Raw genomic sequence first — 18,750 nt, 5'->3', positions numbered from 1 at the left:
GGAAAACTATTTCAACCGAGTGTAAAGATCGCGGTATGACTGCGCTGCGACCTGCCAGCTAAAATCCATTGCCATTGCCTGGCGCTGAACAAAGCGCCACAGCGAAGGACGGGACCACAATACGAAAGCACGACGAATCGCGCGAAGCAACGCTAATGCGTTGCTGTCCTCAAAAACAAACCCGCTGGCCACGCCGTCGGCGAGGTTCTCCAGTGAGCTGTCAGAGACAGTATCGGCTAACCCGCCGGTGCGTCGTACCAGCGGCAGGGTGCCATATTTCAGACCATAGAGCTGCGTTAACCCGCAAGGCTCAAAGCGGCTCGGCACCAGAATCACATCCGCGCCGCCCATAATGCGGTGCGAGAAGGCTTCGTGGTAGCCAATCTGCACGCCCACCTGGCCGGGGTGCTCTGCCGCTGCCGCGAGGAAACCCTCCTGCAGCACCGGATCGCCCGCGCCGAGCAGCGCTAACTGACCGCCCTGCTCCAGCAAACCGGGCAGCGCTTCCAGCACCAGATCGAGCCCTTTCTGGCTGGTCAAACGGCTCACCACCGCAAACAGCGGCACTTTGTCGTTCACCTTCAGCCCCATGGCGATCTGCAACTGGCGTTTGTTCTCCGCCTTCTCCTCCAGCGTGTCACGCGTGTAGCGCGCGCCGAGCAGCAGGTCGGTGGCCGGGTCCCAAATCTTCTCGTCAACGCCGTTGAGAATACCGCTCAGGCGGCCCTCTTTCTGGCGCTGGCGCAGTAACCCTTCCATTCCATAGGCAAAGTGCGGTTCGGTGATCTCCCGCGCGTAGGTGGGGCTGACGGCGGTGATGTGATCCGCGTAGTAGAGCCCCGCTTTCAGGAAGGAGATCTGGCCGTTGAACTCCAGCCCGTGCATGTTAAAGAAAGACCATGGCAGATCGATGTCATCCATATGCTGCGCATAAAACATGCCCTGATAGGCAAGGTTATGCACGGTAAACACCGATTTCGCCGAGTGATCTTTCAGCGACATATAAGCTGGCGTCAGCCCGGCGTGCCAGTCGTGCGCATGCACGATGTCCGGCCGCCAGAAGGGATCGAGGCCACAGGCCATTTCACTGCCGACCCAGCCGAGCAGCGCAAAACGCAGCACGTTATCGGTGTAGGCGAACAGGTTAGTGTCATGGTAAGGGCTACCGGGGCGCTCATAGAGGTGCGGCGCATCGATCATGTAGATCCCCACCCCGTTGAAGTGGCCGAAGAGCAGAGAGATCTTGCCGGCGAAGGTATCGCGGCGGGAGATTACTTTTGCGTCGGTTACACCACGGCGAATATCCGGGAACGCAGGCAGCAGAACGCGCGTATCTACCCCATCGGCAATTTGTGCCGCGGGCAGCGCGCCAATCACGTCCGCCAGACCACCGGTCTTCAGCAACGGAAACATCTCAGAACATACATGTAAAACCTGCATTATCGCTCCTGTCAAAACCGTTCGGCTCGCGTTGCCGTTTACGGAAAAACAGCACGCGGACCCCTTCCGCGCAAGGATGTAAGTGGTGCTTTCAACCTTGTAATTTGCGCAGCATTTCGCGCGTAACCAGCACAATGCCCTCTTCCGATCGGTAGAAGCGTCGTGCGTCTTCTTCTGCGTTTTCGCCAATCACCGTGCCTTCCGGTATCTCGCAGGCTCTGTCGATAATGCAGCGGCGCAGGCGGCAAGAGCGCCCGACCCAGACATCCGGCAGCAGAACCGCCGAGTCGATATTGCAAAATGAGTTGATGCGTACGCGGGAGAAAAGCACCGACTGCACAACAACCGATCCTGAAATAACGCAGCCGCCGGAAACCAGCGAGTTCAACGTCATGCCATGGCTGCCGGATCTGTCCTGCACGAATTTCGCCGGCGGCAATGATTGATTATAGGTACGGATAGGCCAGTTTTGATCGTACATGTCCAGTTCGGGCATGACCGAGGCCAGATCCAGGTTGGTTTTCCAGTAGGCTTCCAGCGTGCCGACGTCGCGCCAGTAGGGCTCGGAATTCGGGTCGGATTGCACGCAGGACAAGGGGAAAGGGTGGGCAAACGCCATACCGGATTTGACGATTTGCGGAATAATATCTTTACCGAAATCGTGGCTGGAATTTTCGTTTTTATCGTCCGCTTCCAGCAGATCGTAGAGGTACTCGGCGTCAAAAATATAGATGCCCATACTGGCGAGGGCGCGGGTCTCATCCCCCGGCATGCTCGGCGGATTGGACGGTTTCTCGACGAAGTCGATCACTTTGTCGTTCTCATCGACCGCCATTACGCCGAACGCGGTGGCTTCATGCACCGGCACCGGTAAACAGGCCACCGTACACTGCGCGCCCTTCTCAACGTGGTCGAGCAGCATGCGCGAGTAGTCCTGCTTATAGATATGGTCACCGGCGAGAATGACGATGTACTCCGCGCCGTAGCGACGAATAATATCCAGGTTCTGCGTGACCGCATCGGCGGTGCCGCGATACCAGTTTTCCCCATGAACGCGCTGCTGGGCAGGCAGCAGATCGACAAACTCGTTCATCTCGTTATTGAAAAAAGACCAGCCGCGCTGGATGTGCTGAATCAGCGTGTGGGACTGATACTGGGTGATAACGCCGATGCGGCGGATACCTGAGTTGATGCAGTTGGAGAGCGCAAAGTCGATGATGCGGAATTTGCCGCCGAAGTGGACGGCGGGCTTGGCGCGTTTTTTGGTTAAATCTTTCAGGCGTGTGCCGCGTCCACCCGCCAGAATCAGGGCGACGGATTTTAACGGCAGCTGGCGCGCCAACATTGTAGGGTCGTTCTTATCTAATCTCACCATGACTGACTCCGTTTATCTGACCGCTGAAAGAGGCACACGCCGTGCTGTGGTGCCTGCCAGACAGTTATCACCACCGGATTCTCTTCTCCGGCAAAGGGCGACAGGGCATGCCAGTCGCCGGTCGGTAACGCTATTTCCGCCAATTCAGAGGTGGCGTTCATCACAAGTAAGTAGTTATTCGATAACAGGATTTGCAGGCGAGGCGCCCCCTCCTGCCACTCCTGCGGCGTTAATGGCCGCCCATGCTGATTAAGCCAGGCGACGTTGCCGTCACCCTCTTCCCACCACGCATCGTCCGTCAGCGCGGCGATGTGCGACCGCGCTTTGATAAGCGCAGCAGTAAAGTCGATTAACCCGTGATCCGCCTGGCGCCAGTCGAGCCAGGTGAGCGCGTTATCCTGGCAGTAAGCGTTATTGTTGCCGTGCTGGCTGTGGCCCATTTCGTCGCCCGCCAGCAGCATCGGCGTCCCCTGCGACAGCAGCAGCGTCGCCAGCAGCGCATGCTGGCTTGCGCGCCGACGCGCCATCACATCGGCGCTGGCGTCCAGCCCTTCAACACCGTGGTTGAAACTGTGGTTATCGTTAGTGCCGTCGCGGTTATCTTCCCCGTTGGCCTGGTTGTGCTTGTGGTTAAAGCTGACGCAGTCGCGCAGCGTAAAACCGTCATGGGCCGTCACCAGATTGACCGTCGCTGACGGCAGGCGTCCGTTGCGCTTAAAGAGATCGCTGGAGGCGGCAAAGCGCCCGGCAAACGCGCCCATCGGCAGTGATTCCGTCAGCCAGAAGCGGCGCGCGGCGTCGCGGAAATGGTCATTCCACTCGGCAAAAGGCGCGGGGAAATTGCCCACCTGATAGCCGCCTTCACCGATGTCCCACGGCTCGGCAATCAGCTTCAGATCGCGCAGCAGCGGATCGTTTTGGATCGCCGCAAACAGCGGTGCCTGCGGGTTAAATTCCGGCGTGCGCCCCATCACCGGGGCAAGATCAAAGCGGAAGCCGTCAATATGAAACGTCTCGACCCAGTAGCGCAGGCAGGCGTGGGCATACTCCACCACCCCAGGCTGGCTCAAATTGAGGGTGTTACCGCAGCCGGTCCAGTTGTGGTAATCGCCATCTTCTCTGATCCAATAGTAGCTACGGTTGTCGATTCCGCGCTGGCTGAAGGTCGGGCCTGCAAGATCCGTCTCAGCGCTGTGGTTAAGCACGATATCGAGGATCACTTCGATGCCCGCCGCGTGCAGCGCTTTCACCGCCGCGCGGAACTCGTTAATCGCCTGCTCAGGATCGTGGGCGTAAGCCGGATGCAGCGCAAAAAGCGCCAGCGGGTTGTAGCCCCAGTAGTTGCTTAGGCCCAGGCGTTGCAGCCGCTGCTCGTGAGCAAAATGGGCAATTGGGAGCAGTTCGAGGGCGGTGATGCCCAGCTGTTTAAACCAGGCGATCATCACCGGATGCGCCAGCGCTTTATAGGTGCCGCGGATCTCGTGCGGAATGTCCGGATGCAGCCAGGTGAGGCCTTTAACATGGGCTTCATAAATTATGCTGTTGCCCCACGGTGTGCGCGGCGCTTTATCCGCTTCCCAGTCAAAGGTGTCGTTGACCACCACGCTGCGTAAGCCGAGCGGCGCGCTATCGTGGGGATCGGGTTGGTCGAAACCGGCGTGGAACAGCGGGCTGTCTACCGCCTCGCCCTCCACGCGCCGCGCGCAGGGATCGAGCAGCAGTTTCGCCGGGTTAAAGCGGTGCCCCTGCGCCGGTTGCCACGGGCCATGCACGCGGTAACCGTAGCGCTGGCCCGCTTTCGTGCCGGGAAGAAAACCGTGCCAGATATCGCCCGTGCGCACCGGCAGATCGACGCGCTGCTCATTGCCTTCGGCGTCGAACAGGCACAGCTCCACACGCTCAGCATGGGCTGAAAAGAGGCTAAAGTTGACGCCCCCGCTCTGCACTTCTGCGCCGAGCGGGCTCGCGGAGCCGGCCGTCAGGGAGATCATTCCCCCTCCCGCACCAGCCAGATTGTGCCGAGCGGCGGCAGGTTGAGCAGCAGCGAGTTGTCACGCCCGCGGTTGGCAATCTCGTCGCTCTGCACCAGGCCACCGTTGCCGGTGTTGCTGCCGTGGTAGTGCATTGAGTCGCTGTTCAACACTTCGCGCCAGCGTCCCGGCTGGTTAATACCGAGGCGGTATCCCGGACGCGAGACCGGCGTAAAGTTGCTGACGACGATAATTTCATTGCCCGCTTTATCGCGGCGGACAAAAGCAAACACCGATGCTTCTTCATCGTCGACCACCAGCCACTCGAAGCCGTAGGAGTCAAAGTCCATTTCATGCAGCGGCTTATGGTGACGATAGAGGGTGTTCATATCGCGCACCAGGCGCTGTACGCCGTGATGCCAGTTGTCGTCACCTTCCAGCAGGTGCCAGTCGAGGCTGCTGTCGTGGTTCCACTCGCGGCCCTGGGCAAACTCGCAGCCCATAAACATCAGTTTCTTGCCGGGGAAAGCCCACATCCAGGCGTAATAGGCGCGCAGGTTGGCGAACTTCTGCCACGCGTCGCCCGGCATACGATCGAGAATCGACTTCTTGCCGTGCACCACTTCGTCATGGGAGAGCGGCAGAATAAAGTTCTCGGTGTGGTTGTAGACCATGCCGAAGGTGAGCTTATGGTGGTGATACTTGCGGTAGATCGGGTCGAGCTTCATATAGTCGAGCGTGTCGTGCATCCAGCCGAGGTTCCACTTGTACCAGAAGCCAAGACCGCCGCCTGATGGCGGGCGCGAGACGCCGGGGAAATCCGTCGACTCTTCTGCCATCGTCACTGCGCCCGGTGCCAGTTCGCCGATAATGCGGTTGGTGTCGCGCAGGAACTTAATCGCTTCGAGGTTTTCGCGGCCACCATATTCGTTCGGCACCCACTCGCCCTCTTTGCGGCTGTAGTCGCGGTAGATCATCGACGCCACGGCATCGACGCGCAGCGCATCAATGCCGAAGCGTTCAATCCAGTAAAGGGCGTTACCGACCAGGTAGTTGCTCACTTCCCGGCGGCCATAGTTGTAAATCAGCGTGTTCCAGTCCTGGTGATACCCTTCGCGCGGATCGCTGTGCTCGTAGAGGTGCGTGCCGTCAAACTCTGCCAGACCAAAATCATCGGACGGGAAGTGGCCCGGCACCCAGTCGAGGATCACGCCAAGACCGGCAGCATGCGCGGTATGGATAAAGTGCAGGAAGTCGTCACGGGTGCCAAAACGGCGCGTCGGCGCATACATCCCGGTAGGCTGATAACCCCAGCTGCCATCAAACGGATGCTCATTGATAGGCAGCAGTTCAAGGTGGGTAAAGCCCATCCACTTGGCGTAAGGCACCAGTTGGTCGGCTAATTCACGGTAGCTCAGCCAGAAGTTGTTATCCGTATGGCGTCGCCATGAGCCAAGGTGCACCTCATAAATACTGATAGGCGCATCGAAATTATTCGCCTGTTTGCGCTCTTCGCTCTGCGTTTTTTTACCCGGCAGACCGCAGATCAGCGAGGCGCTGTCGGGGCGCATCTGCGCTTCGAAAGCGTAAGGGTCAGATTTGATACGCAAATGACCGTTCGCATCGAGTAATTCGTATTTATAGAGCTGGCCGTTGAGCGCGCCGGGAATAAATAACTCCCAGATACCGCTTTCGCGGCGCAGGCGCATCGGGTGACGGCGGCCGTCCCAGAAGTTGAACTGGCCGACCACCGACACGCGCCGCGCGTTCGGTGCCCAGACGGAGAAGCGCGTGCCGACGACGCCATCCATCGTATCGGCGTGGGCACCCAGGGTCTCATAGGGACGCAGGTGGGTGCCTTCACTCAGCAGCCAGGCATCCATCTCCTGAATTAATGGGCCGAAACGGTAAGGGTCATCAATCAGATTCTGTTGGCCGTGCCAGAAGACGGCAAACTGATAATTAAAGGGATTTTTGCGGCGCGGCACGATGCCGCTGAAAAAGCCGCGGGAGTCGATACACTCCAGTTTTGCCACTTTACGCCCGGTTTTGGTTTCAATCACCCACACTTCCGTGGCGTCGGGTAAAAGCGCGCGAACTTCCAGACCCGCATCGGTACGGTGCATTCCGAGAACAGAAAATGGATCGGCAAAATGGCCGACAATAAGCGCATTAATCACGTCTTTATCAACATGAACAGACATGGTTCTCATCCTGTTGTTGTGTTATCGCCTCTTCCACCGCCATTGCGTGCGGTTGCGATACTCTTTTGAACCTGAACGGTGCCGCACGTCATGTGCAATCTGATTGCTCCGTTCCACTTTCAGGCAAAATGTAAGACACCCAGCCTAAAGCATAGCCAACGCTTTCAGACTTCTGGGAAAATAAACGCCCATCTTTTAATTTCATTTAAAAAGATCAAAAAAAAGGGTGCCGAAGCACCCTTATAAGGAGGATTGTTCTACGCCAGCTGGCGCAGCATACGCCGTAGCGGCTCTGCGGCACCCCAGAGTAACTGGTCGCCGACGGTAAAGGCGGAGAGGTACTCCGGCCCCATGTTCAGCTTGCGCAGACGGCCAACCGGAGTGGTCAGCGTGCCGGTGACGGCGGCAGGCGTCAGCTCGCGCATCGAGATCTCACGATCGTTCGGCACCACTTTCGCCCACGGGTTGTGTGCCGCCAGCAGCTCTTCGATAGTCGGGATCGAGACATCTTTTTTCAGTTTGAGGGTGAAGGCCTGGCTGTGGCAGCGCAGCGCGCCAATACGCACGCAGAGGCCATCAACCGGAATGGCTGACGCGGTGTTAAGAATTTTGTTGGTTTCCGCCTGCCCTTTCCACTCTTCACGGCTCTGGCCGTTATCGAGCTGTTTGTCGATCCACGGGATCAGGCTACCGGCCAGCGGCACGCCGAAGTTCTCGGTGCTGAGATCGCCGCTGCGGGTCAGCGCCGTCACTTTGCGTTCAATATCGAGAATGGCCGAGGCCGGGTTTTCCAGTTCGGTAGCCACGTGGTGATGCAGCTGGCCCATCTGCGTCAGCAGTTCACGCATATGGCGCGCACCGCCGCCGGACGCGGCCTGGTAAGTGGCGACCGATACCCACTCGATGAGATTGTTGGCGAACAGGCCGCCGAGGGACATCAGCATCAGGCTGACGGTACAGTTACCGCCAACAAAAGTTTTGATGCCTTTATTCAGCCCGTCGGTGATGACCTGCTGGTTTACCGGGTCGAGAATAATGATCGCGTCATCTTTCATGCGCAGCGACGAAGCCGCATCAATCCAGTAACCCTGCCAACCGCTTTCACGAAGCTTTGGATAGATTTCGTTGGTATAATCGCCGCCCTGGCAGGTGACAATGATGTCGAGCGCCTTCAGCGCCTCCAGATCGAACGCATCCTGAAGGGTGCCGGTCGCCTGGCCTGCAAACGCGGGTGCGGGCTGGCCGAGCTGGGAAGTAGAGAAAAAAACAGGGCGAATGGCGTCAAAATCATGCTCTTCAACCATGCGTTGCATGAGGACGGAGCCGACCATACCGCGCCAGCCGATAAAACCAACATTTTTCATAACGAGTTCCTGCGAAGATGTGTGCTGTGTATGCGAGCCAGCGATAACTGGACATCGCTCCACATTACAAAATGCAGCCAAAGTCGCAAGTGAAATTAATCAATGATCGCCACTGCGTTAGAAATGCCGCTAATTACGCCATTTTCGCCGCAAATGTCCGGAATAATAATCAATGAATGAAATCATCTCTGCCGCCGTATTGTTGATATTAATAATGGATCCGCTGGGCAACCTGCCGATATTTATGTCGGTGTTAAAACACACCGAGCCAAAACGCCGCCGCGCGATTATGATCCGCGAGCTGCTTATTGCGCTGCTGGTGATGTTTATTTTCCTCTTCGCCGGCGAGAAAATTCTTTCTGTCCTCAGCCTGCGCGCCGAAACGGTGTCGATTTCCGGCGGCATTATTCTCTTTTTGATTGCTATCAAAATGATTTTCCCGAGTCCCACCGGCAGTAGCTCTGGCCTGCCCGCCGGGGAGGAGCCGTTTATCGTACCGCTGGCGATCCCGCTGGTTGCTGGCCCGACGCTGCTGGCGACGCTGATGCTGCTGTCGCATCAATACCCAAATCAGATGGGGCATTTAGTGATTGCGCTGCTGATCGCCTGGGGCGGCACGGTGGCGATTCTGTTGCAGTCGTCGCTCTTTTTGCGCCTGCTGGGCGAGAAAGGGGTGAACGCGCTGGAGCGGTTGATGGGGTTGATCCTCGTGATGCTCGCCACGCAGATGTTCCTCGACGGCATCCGCATGTGGATGAAGGGGTAACGGGTGACGATTGCCGGATGGCGGCTACGCCTTATCCGGCCTACGCCGTTTCAGCAACACCGAACCTCATTCGTAGGCCGGATAAGCGCAGCGCCATCCGGCAAAAACTACTCTCTACGCCGCCTTCTCGCCCTGCGCGACATCGGCGGCAAACACATACCCCAGGCCGCGCAGCGTTTTGATAAGCGCTGGCTGATGCGGGTTGACCTCAATCTTGCGCCGCAGGCGCATAATCAACACATCAATGGTGCGGTCAAACACCTCCACACTTTCACTGTGCGTCAGGGTTAAAAGCTGCTCGCGGTTCAGCACGCGCCGCGCGTTTTGCACCAGCGCCAGCAGCAGGCTGTACTCCCCCTGCGTTAAATCGACCACCTGCTGCTGCGGGTTGATCAATTCACACCGTATCGGGTCAAGATGCCAGCCGTTAAACGCAAAACCGCCGCTTTTCGCTGGAGCTGTTTCAGCCGCCAGCACGCCGGTACGGCGCAGCACGGCGTTGACGCGTGCCACCAGCACGCGGGCGTTAAACGGTTTGCCGATATAGTCATCCGCGCCCATCTCCAGGCCGACCACCACATCCGCTTCGCTGCCCATCCCCGTGAGCATCACTACCGGCAGCGCAGGGCGAATTTTTTGCAACTGCTGCAATACGCGCAGGCCATTGATATCGGGCAGCACCATATCCAGCAGCACCAGCGCAATCTCGGGGTGCTGCGCGCAAAGCGTGATCGCATCCAGTCCGTTATGGCAAAGATGAACCGTAAAGACGTGCTCGCTCAGCACATCCTCCAGCAGCGCACATACCGCCGTATCGTCATCTACCACCAGGATCGCAGGTTTCATTATTCGCTTCCACAGGCTCGCGTTACTCACTCTTATCTATTCTGTTGGCTGCCTTTAATAAATGCAGTGAATAAATGCTGATTTTTTAAGCGCGGTCACATCCCCCTCGCCTTTCGACACGTCACATTTGACGATGGACTGCGCTTCGTCACTATTTTGCTCGCTTTTGCGCCGTAATATCCCCTCACGCCCCTCTGCATTGCGATGGCATAAAAGATGCATAACCGGGAGCGACAGCGGAAACGCAATTTTTTAACTGGAGCGAAAGTGATGGAAAAAGTCGTCACGGTTTGCCCGTATTGCGCCTCGGGATGCAAGATTCACCTCGTGGTCGATAACGGCAAAATCGTTCGGGCGGAAGCAGCGCAGGGGAAAACCAACCAGGGAACCCTCTGCCTGAAAGGCTATTACGGCTGGGATTTCATTAACGATACCCAGATCCTGACGCCGCGCCTGAAAACCCCGATGATTCGCCGCCAGCGCGGCGGCAAACTGGAGTCGGTCTCCTGGGAGGAGGCGCTCGATTATGTCGCCAGCCGTCTGAGCGAGATCAAAGCAAAATATGGCCCCGATGCGATCCAGACCACTGGCTCATCGCGCGGCACCGGCAACGAAACCAACTACATCATGCAAAAATTCGCGCGCGCCGTTATTGGTACCAATAACGTTGACTGCTGCGCGCGTGTCTGACACGGCCCCTCGGTTGCAGGTCTGCACCAGTCGGTCGGTAATGGCGCAATGAGTAATGCCATCAATGAAATCGATAACACCGATTTAGTCTTTATCTTTGGGTACAACCCGGCGGATTCGCACCCTATCGTCGCCAATCATGTGATTCGCGCGAAGCAAAACGGGGCGAAAATCATCGTCTGCGATCCGCGTAAAATTGAAACCGCGCGCATCGCCGATCTGCATGTCGCGTTGAAAAACGGTTCTAACATTGCCCTGCTGAATGCGATGGGCCATGTGATTATTGAGGAAAAACTCTACGACGAGGCGTTTGTCGCCAGCCGTACGGAAGGGTTCGGGGAGTATCGCAAGATTGTTGAAGGTTATACGCCGGAGTCGGTTGAAGAGGTGACCGGCGTCAGCGCCCAGCAGATTCGCCAGGCCGCGCGCATGTATGCCGGGGCGAAAACCGCCGCCATCCTGTGGGGCATGGGCGTTACCCAGTTCTATCAGGGCGTGGAAACCGTGCGCTCGCTGACCAGCCTGGCGATGCTCACCGGCAACCTCGGCAAAGCGCACGTTGGCGTCAACCCGGTGCGCGGGCAGAACAACGTGCAGGGGGCCTGCGATATGGGCGCGCTGCCGGACACCTTCCCGGGCTACCAGTATGTGAAAGAGGAGGCCCACCGCGAGAAGTTCGCCAAAGCCTGGGGGGTGGAGAGCTTACCGGCACATACCGGCTACCGCATCAGCGAACTGCCGCACCGCGTGGAGCACGGCGAAGTACGCGCCGCCTACATCATGGGCGAAGATCCGCTGCAAACGGACGCCGAGCTGTCGGCGGTGCGTAAAGCGTTTGAGGGTCTTGAGCTGGTGATTGTGCAGGATATCTTTATGACCAAAACCGCCTCTGCGGCGGATGTCATCCTGCCTTCGACCTCATGGGGCGAACATGAAGGGGTCTACACCGCAGCGGATCGCGGCTTCCAGCGCTTCTTTAAAGCCGTCGAGCCGAAGTGGGATCTGAAAACGGACTGGCAAATCATCAGCGAGATCGCCACCCGCATGGGCTACCCGATGCACTATCGCAACACGCAGGAGATTTGGGACGAGCTGCGTCATTTGTGCCCGGACTTCTATGGTGCCACCTATGAAAAAATGGGTGAGCTGGGCTACATCCAGTGGCCGTGCCGCGATGAGTCAGAGGCCGATCAGGGCACGTCGTACCTGTTTAAGGAGCAGTTCGATACGCCGAATGGTAAGGCGCAGTTCTTTACCTGCGACTGGGTTGCGCCGATGGATAAACTCACCGAAGAGTATCCGATGGTGCTCTCCACCGTGCGCGAAGTGGGCCACTACTCCTGCCGCTCGATGACCGGCAACTGCGCCGCGCTCGCCGCGCTGGCGGATGAACCGGGCTATGCGCAGATCAACACGGCCGACGCCGCAAGGCTGGGCATTGAAGATGAAGCGCTGGTGTGGGTTAACTCGCGCAAAGGCAAAATCATCACCCGCGCGCAGGTCAGCGATCGCCCGAACAAAGGGGCGGTGTATATGACCTACCAGTGGTGGATCGGTGCCTGTAACGAGCTGGTGACGGAGAACTTAAGCCCGATAACCAAAACGCCGGAGTATAAATACTGCGCCGTGCGCATTGAGCCGATCGCCGATCAGCGCGCCGCCGAGCAGTATGTCATTGATGAGTACAGCAAGCTGAAAACCCGGCTGCGTGAAAGCGCGATGGGTTGAGAAAAGCGGGGGCGAACGCCCCCGTTTTTTTTTCTTTTCACCCCCTGCGCGCAAAATTTTTGCGCCCTCCATGAAAATTTAAAACATTATTTCATTAACCTGTTGTTTTATCTTCCATTCCTGTAAAGCCCCTCGATTAAGAATTACCGCATGGCTCACAATTCAAAAACGCAAAATTTTTTCGTATTGCGCATTAAAAAATCAAAGTGATTTAATCAACGCATAAAATAATTTTCAGCGTGGGATTAAATATGCAAATTCGCACATTAAGTGATCAATTAAATTTATTATTGCAGGGCTTTACCTCATTAAAAGATGAGGGGAAATTTAATGAGCCAAATCTCGACGGCACGCCGGGGGATTATATTTCCTTTACCAGCTGGGAGTGGCCGCAGGGCGTCGGGTTATTTGGCATGGTCAGGCTGTGGGAATTTACGCACCGGGATGACATTTATAACCAAATCGACCGCTGGTTTGAGGAGAATATCGCCAAAGGGCTGCCGCCGCTTAATATCAACACCACCGCGCCGATGCTGCCGCTGTCGCTCTTCTGGTCCCATCACCGCAACCCGCGCTATCAGCAGGTGCTGGATGCCTGGGCCGATCGTGTAATGAGCGAATTGCCGCGCACGCCGGAGCGCGGCTTTCAACATGTGGTCTCCGACGGCATCAACGAGCAGGAGATCTGGGACGACACGCTGTTTATGGTGGTGCTGTTTCTCGGCCATTACGGCACCGTTTCCGGCCGCCAGGAGCTGGTAGATGAAGCGGTGCGCCAGTTCCTGCTCCACGCCCGCTATCTTAACGATCCGCACACCGGGTTGTGGTTTCACGGCTGGAGCTTCGCCGAAAAGAGCAACTTCGCCAATGCCCGCTGGGCGCGCGGTAATGCCTGGATCACCGTCGGCATTCTGGAGTTTATTGAACTTACCGATCTCGGCGGCGGCGTGCGCGATTACCTGCTTGAGTGCCTGAAAGCACAGGTTAACACCCTGCTGGATCTGCAAGCGGAAAGCGGCGCATGGCACACCCTGCTCGATCACCCCGACTCCTATGAAGAGATCTCCGCCACCGCCGGGTTTGGTTATGGTCTGTTAAAAGGCGCGCGGCTCGGCATTGGCGATGCGCGCTGGAAAGCGGCGGGATTAAAAGCGCTGGCCGCCGTGCAAAATAATATTGATAGCCGCGGCACCGTACACAATGTCTCTTACGGCACGCGCATGGGCAGAACCCTGCAATTTTATAAGGATATTCCCCTACAACCGACGGGCTATGGCCAGGCGCTGGCAATTTTATGCCTTAGCGAAGGTCTGCGTCTGACAGAAAATAAATAAAACAACAGCTCTGTACCTGGAGAAAATAATGACAACGCCGCAAGAGAATTATTGTTATTTTCCGCTCGCGATAAATAACGCCGTGCGCTACTGGCAATTATCGCCCATTTCTTCCCTGCCCTATGATGTGGCTGACCAGCCAATGCAGGGAGAAATGGATCCCTTTTTCTTTTTAAGTAAACATAAAAACTTTATTCCCCACACCTACCCGTGCCGCACGGAATTCCAGCGCGATTTCGCTGGCAAAAAGCCGACGCCATTTGGCGAGACCGCAATGACAAGCTGGTGGTTTCCGTTTGGCTCGGATCGCGTCGATCTCTCCGGCTTCTGGTTTCGCCCGACGCGCGTCGGCGCGCTGGCAACAAGTCACTTTGTGGCAGAAGAGCCAGGCGAGCACACCTTTCGCCTGACCACCTGCGGCGCAGCGGTGGTGTCGGTGAACGGTAAAGAGGTGGCGTGGAAGGCGGATTACCAGCGTAACCTCGAGAGCGTATTTGAGTTTACAGTCACGCTTAACGCCGGGTTAAATGAGATTGCCGTCTGGTTTGACGATCTGGCCGAGCGCGATATTCGCTTCTTCTTCCAGCTCGACTACTTACAGGGCGCGCCGCTGCAAGTTGCACTGCCGACGCCGATCGGTGGCGAGATGACCCGCCATATGGAGCAACTGCTCGACGGCATCTCCTTTGATCAGGCGACCTACACCTCCGGCCCGGTGCGTCTGCGCTTTCCACACCCGGCAGCGGAGACCCTGCATCTCGCCATTCGCGTCGTCGGGGATTTTATCTCCTTAGACAGGCCAGTTGAGCTTGCGGCAACGCTGGAAAAAGGCGAAACGGAGGTGGAGATTGCGCAGAGCGAAGCGCTGCCCGCCGATTTCCGCAATTTTGTCATCAGCTTAGAGAGAGCAGGCTTTCGCATCACCCGCACGCTGGGGGTGGAGATCTGCCACGCCGAACAGCAGGCGCAGGTGCCCACTACTCCGCAGGCGCGCATCGACGAAGCGCTGCACTATGTGGCGACCCGGGGCGAGTACAGCAGCGTTAAAGCGCTGGCGCGGCTGGCCTGTCATATGAACGACGCGCAGACCCACGCGATGCTTGAAGGGGTGCTTCCCTCGGTCGAAGCGTGTCATGACTGCGCGGATTTCACCCTTGTGCCGCTGCTGTGGTGCCGTATCGCCTGGGGCGAGCAGATCGCCGCCGACACGCGGGCGAAGATCGATCATGCGATCCTCAACTTCCGCTACTGGATGGATGAGCCGGGCAATGATGTGCAGTGGTACTTCTCGGAAAACCACGCCCTGCTGTTTCACACCGCCGCGTATCTGGCGGGCAGCTTTTTTGCCGACAGCACCTTTACGCGCAGCGGTCGAAGCGGGCGGGAGCAGGCCGACGCGGGACGCACACGCGTGCTGGCGTGGCTCGACCATTTCGAGCAGTGTGAAATGGCGGAGTGGAACTCGGCCCCCTATTTCCCGATTGATTTAAAAGGGTTAACCGCGCTCGCCGCGCTGGCGGACGATGCTGAAATCGTTGCCCGCAGCCAGCGCGCGATTGCCCGTTTATTAGAACAGATTGCGCGTTCCGCCCACCAGGGAACGCTTACCGCCTCGCAGGGGCGCTCCTACGAATACACCTTACGCGCCGGGCGCTCGCTGGAGCTCTCTGCCCTCTCCCGCCTGCTGTGGGGCAAAGGCAACTACGGCTGCCGCTTCCACGCCCTGCCGCAAATTGCGCTGCTGCTGCGCCAGCAAAAATTGTCGCTGGCGCCAGAGCTTGCCGGGGTTGCCGTCTGGCAGGGTGACAGCGCGCTGGAGTGGTGTTTCGCCCAGGGCGCAAACCGCATCGCTCGCCTCTATCACTACAAAACACGCCAGGCGGCGATGGGTTCGATTGCCGGCTATCGCTGGGGCGAATGGGGATATCAGGAGACGCCGATCCACCTGCGTATTGGCGACCGGCCGGAAGCGCAGATGTGGATCAATCACCCCGGCGAAACCCTGCACGGCGGCTTTGGTCGCCCCTCGTACTGGGGCGGGTGCGGCACGTTGCCGCGCGTGCAGCAGTATCGCGGCCTGGCGGTGGTCCTCTTTAACACTCATGACGGACAACCGGACTTTACCCACGCCTGGCTGCCGCAGAGCGCCTTTGATGAGAAGCAGATCGATGCAGCGCGTATTCTGCTGCGCGGTGGTGAAGGCATGGTGCAACTGACCGGCAACCAGCCTTTTGAGGTGGTCGATGGCGGCCCGACCCGCGAGTGCGAAGTGCGCCTTGCAGGGCGTGAAACCTGCTGGCTGATCCGCCTCAATGACGACCCCGCGCTCACCACGCTGGCGCAATTTGCCAGCCACTTCGCGGGCTTGCAGGTTGAAACGCTGAGCGACGGCACGCTGCAGGTATGCGATGCGAATTACGGTGAGGTGCTGTTTTATGCCGACGGACGCGTGCAGGCGCAGGGGCGCACACTCGACCCGGCGACGTGGACCGTCGATGGCGAAAGCCGCGAACTCACTCTCTAATCCCTCTGGCGCGTAACGACCCGGCGGACGACCGCGCGGGTCGGGAGACAGTTTATGGAAACGCAAATTGATAAGGCGCGTAGCCCAAAGGCGGCGGCGCAAAACGACGTTAACCCGAATGCGATCCACAACCCCGCCCGGGCGGTGGCGAAGCCAAAAAGCAACTACCGGTGGGTGATCTGCTCCATGCTGGTGTTCGCCACCACGGTCAACTATATGGACCGGCAGATCCTCGGCCTGCTGGCACCGATGCTGCAAAAGGATATCGGCTGGACGCAGATCGAATATAGCTGGCTGGTAAATGCCTTCACCATTGCTTACGGCATCGGTACGCTGGTGTGTGGGCGCATTATCGACAAGCTCGGTACCCGCATCAGCTACGCCATCGCCATGGTGGTGTGGAGCGCCGCCGCCATGCTGCACGCGGTGGTCGGCACCGTGGTCGGCTTTATGATTGTGCGCGTGATTTTGGGGCTGGGCGAAGCGGCTAACTTCCCGGCGGCGATGAAAGTGATCTCCGACTGGTTCCCGAAAAAAGAGCGCACGCTGGCGACCGGTATTCTTGGCGTAGCGGTCAACATTGGCGTGGTGATCTCACCGGCATTGATCCCCTTTATTGCTATTCATTACGGCTGGCACGGCGCGTTTCTGATCCTCGGCGGCGTCGGCTTTGTCTGGCTGATCCCGTGGTTTTTAGCCTTTGGTAAAGCGAGCGATAAAGCCACTCAGGAAGAGCTGACGTGGATCCGCCAGGACAAAGAAGAGGCGGTGAATGTCTCCGCCATCAAATGGACGCAGTTGCTGAAGTATCGCCAGCTGTGGGCGTTTGCCCTTGGCAAGATGCTGACCGACCCAATCTGGTGGTTCTTCCTCTTCTGGCTGCCGAAGTGGCTTAACGAGTCGCGCGGGTTGAATATGGAGGGCTTAGGTTTACCGCTGATCGTGATCTATCTGTTTGCGATTGTCGGCAGTCTCGGCGCGGGCTGGTTACCGGGCAAGCTGATGAATATGGGCTTTAGCGCGGCGAAAGCGCGTAAAACCACGATGCTGATTTGCGCCTGCCTGGTGACGCCGATTTTTGCCGCCACCCAGGTCGATAATCTGTGGGCAGCGGTGGCGCTGGTCGGTCTGGCGGCGGCTGCGCATCAGGGCTGGTCGGCGAATATTTTGACCTCCGTTTCCGACCTCTTCCCCAACGCGGCGGTCGGCTCTGTGGTCGGGATTGGCAGCACCTTCGGCATGATTGGCAGCGTGATTTTCTCAACGGTTATTGGTGCCGTGCTGGAATCTTCTGGCAATTACTGGGCGCTGTTTGCCATCAGCTCTGTCGCCTATCTGGTCGCCTGGGGCGTGATGTACCTGCTGTTGGTGCCAAAAATGGAGCGGGCGAAATTCGATTAACCCGCTCGTGCTTAAAACGGGGACGCTTCGGCGCCCCGTTTTGCTACCGACTGACGCTCAACCATCGTGCAGGCCAGCTCAATCCGCCGCGGGGTTTCAACGCTGCCGGCAATCATATCCTGCAACAGTTCGAGCGCGAGGGTGCCCATCTCCTGCACCGGCAGATGCACCGTGGTCAGCGCCGGGGAAGCAAACTCCGCCTGCGGCAGATCGTTCATGCCGACCACCGACACCGCCTCCGGCACGCCGATGCCCAATTTTGTCAGCCCCTGCATCGCCCCCAACGCCAGCGAATCATTAGCGCACAAGATCGCGGTATGCGGGTGTTTCCCCTTCGCAAACCACGCCATCACCGCCTGCTCGGCCAGCTCCGGCAGCCAGTCGGTCACCGTAAGAATATCGCCCTCGTCGCAGGAGAGGTGCGCATCACGCATCGCTTCCCGCCACCCCTCTTCCCGCTGCGCAATGGTGCGTCGGCCTGGATGGGTAAGAAACAGAATATGCTGGTGCCCGTGGGCAATCAGATAGTCGCAGGCCATGCGCGTGGCAGAGCGGTTGCAGGGCAGCACGCTGGAGAGGCGCATCAGCGGATCTTCGCTGTTAACCAGCACTGCCGGTTTGCGCAGCCCGGCCACGGCGGTGAGAAAACCGGGGTCATCCACCGTTAATGCCAGCACGCCGCCGATGTCGGGTTCGCTCAGCAGCGCGTGCAAGGCGGGGTCATCCTGGCCGCTCAGAGCATGCGTCGTTAGCTCGACGCCGAGCACTTTTGCCCGCTCTTTTAACCCTTGCAACACATACCAGCTGAACTGATAGCGGTTGTAATCGAGCATCGCCGCCTGCGACACCGCCAGCACAATACGCGTGCCGCCAATCTCCTGGGCCGGTGTGTAACGCATGGCGCGAGCGACCTCCTGGATGCGGGCGCGCAGCGTCTCGCTTACCCCCTTCTCGCCCGAGAGCGCGCGCGAAACGGTGCTGAGCGAGGTGCCGCAACGGGTCGCGATATCGTCCAGCCGTACGCGGCGCAAGGCCGCACCGCTCTGATCATCATCCGCTTTACGCGAAACCATTATTGCGTCCATCCTTCTGCCGGTTCGAAGGCATC

Annotated in this window: 12 protein-coding genes; 5 read left to right on the top strand and 7 right to left on the bottom strand. The window is 58.3% G+C overall.

Annotation, left to right across the window (positions count from 1 at the left end; all coding sequences use genetic code 11):
* Window positions 1-6 precede the first annotated feature (6 nt).
* The 5 genes from glgA to asd all read right to left on the bottom strand — a co-directional run bounded on the left by glgA (window position 7) and on the right by asd (window position 8,353).
* Window positions 7-1,440 carry a glycogen synthase GlgA gene (gene glgA, locus ABIC80_RS23270; protein ID WP_312605186.1) on the bottom strand — a complete coding sequence of 478 codons (1,434 nt, stop codon included), beginning with the start codon at window positions 1,438-1,440 and terminating at the stop codon, window positions 7-9.
* Window positions 1,441-1,531: 91 nt separating this feature from the next.
* On the bottom strand, window positions 1,532-2,815 hold the full coding sequence (gene glgC, locus ABIC80_RS23265; RefSeq protein WP_094419145.1) for a glucose-1-phosphate adenylyltransferase: 1,284 nt from the start codon (window positions 2,813-2,815) through the stop codon (window positions 1,532-1,534).
* Window positions 2,809-4,806 carry a glycogen debranching protein GlgX gene (gene glgX / locus ABIC80_RS23260; RefSeq protein WP_429178718.1) on the bottom strand — a complete coding sequence of 666 codons (1,998 nt, stop codon included), beginning with the start codon at window positions 4,804-4,806 and terminating at the stop codon, window positions 2,809-2,811. The genes glgC and glgX overlap by 7 nt, the downstream gene beginning before the upstream one ends.
* The gene (gene glgB / locus ABIC80_RS23255; RefSeq protein WP_429178716.1) at window positions 4,803-6,989 is read right to left on the bottom strand and encodes a 1,4-alpha-glucan branching enzyme; all 2,187 of its coding nucleotides are present in this window, start codon (window positions 6,987-6,989) and stop codon (window positions 4,803-4,805) included. Before glgB ends, glgX begins: the two co-directional genes overlap by 4 nt.
* Window positions 6,990-7,246: 257 nt before the next feature.
* The gene (gene asd, locus ABIC80_RS23250) at window positions 7,247-8,353 is read right to left on the bottom strand and encodes an aspartate-semialdehyde dehydrogenase (protein ID WP_305207037.1); all 1,107 of its coding nucleotides are present in this window, start codon (window positions 8,351-8,353) and stop codon (window positions 7,247-7,249) included.
* 172 nt (window positions 8,354-8,525) lie between these two features.
* On the opposite strand from asd, the gene ABIC80_RS23245 reads away from it, so the two are divergent.
* On the top strand, window positions 8,526-9,119 hold the full coding sequence (locus ABIC80_RS23245) for a YhgN family NAAT transporter (protein ID WP_023478474.1): 594 nt from the start codon (window positions 8,526-8,528) through the stop codon (window positions 9,117-9,119).
* A gap of 114 nt (window positions 9,120-9,233) precedes the next feature.
* On the opposite strand, the gene ABIC80_RS23240 is transcribed toward ABIC80_RS23245, so the two are convergent.
* Window positions 9,234-9,965 (bottom strand): response regulator, encoded by a 732-nt coding sequence (locus tag ABIC80_RS23240; RefSeq protein ID WP_305207038.1) that lies wholly within the window; start codon window positions 9,963-9,965, stop codon window positions 9,234-9,236.
* A 270-nt stretch (window positions 9,966-10,235) separates the two neighbouring features.
* Between ABIC80_RS23240 and fdhF the strand changes: the two genes are divergently transcribed.
* The 4 genes from fdhF to ABIC80_RS23220 all read left to right on the top strand — a co-directional run bounded on the left by fdhF (window position 10,236) and on the right by ABIC80_RS23220 (window position 17,642).
* Window positions 10,236-12,383 carry a formate dehydrogenase subunit alpha gene (gene fdhF / locus ABIC80_RS23235; protein ID WP_094192995.1) on the top strand — a complete coding sequence of 716 codons (2,148 nt, stop codon included), beginning with the start codon at window positions 10,236-10,238 and terminating at the stop codon, window positions 12,381-12,383.
* A 251-nt stretch (window positions 12,384-12,634) separates the two neighbouring features.
* A complete protein-coding gene (locus ABIC80_RS23230; protein WP_429178714.1) occupies window positions 12,635-13,717 on the top strand; it encodes a glycoside hydrolase family 88/105 protein in 1,083 nt (360 codons plus the stop codon).
* A 28-nt stretch (window positions 13,718-13,745) separates the two neighbouring features.
* Complete coding sequence (locus tag ABIC80_RS23225; protein ID WP_429178712.1) at window positions 13,746-16,241, top strand: hypothetical protein; 2,496 nt, start codon at window positions 13,746-13,748, stop codon at window positions 16,239-16,241.
* A gap of 54 nt (window positions 16,242-16,295) precedes the next feature.
* Window positions 16,296-17,642: an MFS transporter gene (locus ABIC80_RS23220; RefSeq protein WP_289744709.1), complete on the top strand. Its 1,347-nt coding sequence runs from the start codon at window positions 16,296-16,298 to the stop codon at window positions 17,640-17,642.
* A gap of 11 nt (window positions 17,643-17,653) precedes the next feature.
* On the opposite strand, the gene ABIC80_RS23215 is transcribed toward ABIC80_RS23220, so the two are convergent.
* The gene (locus ABIC80_RS23215; protein ID WP_312606594.1) at window positions 17,654-18,715 is read right to left on the bottom strand and encodes a LacI family DNA-binding transcriptional regulator; all 1,062 of its coding nucleotides are present in this window, start codon (window positions 18,713-18,715) and stop codon (window positions 17,654-17,656) included.
* Window positions 18,716-18,750 lie beyond the last annotated feature (35 nt).

Source organism: Kosakonia sp. 1610, assembly GCF_050435845.1.
Taxonomy (GTDB): domain Bacteria; phylum Pseudomonadota; class Gammaproteobacteria; order Enterobacterales; family Enterobacteriaceae; genus Kosakonia; species Kosakonia cowanii.
This window is presented reverse-complemented; position numbering and strand designations above follow the sequence as displayed.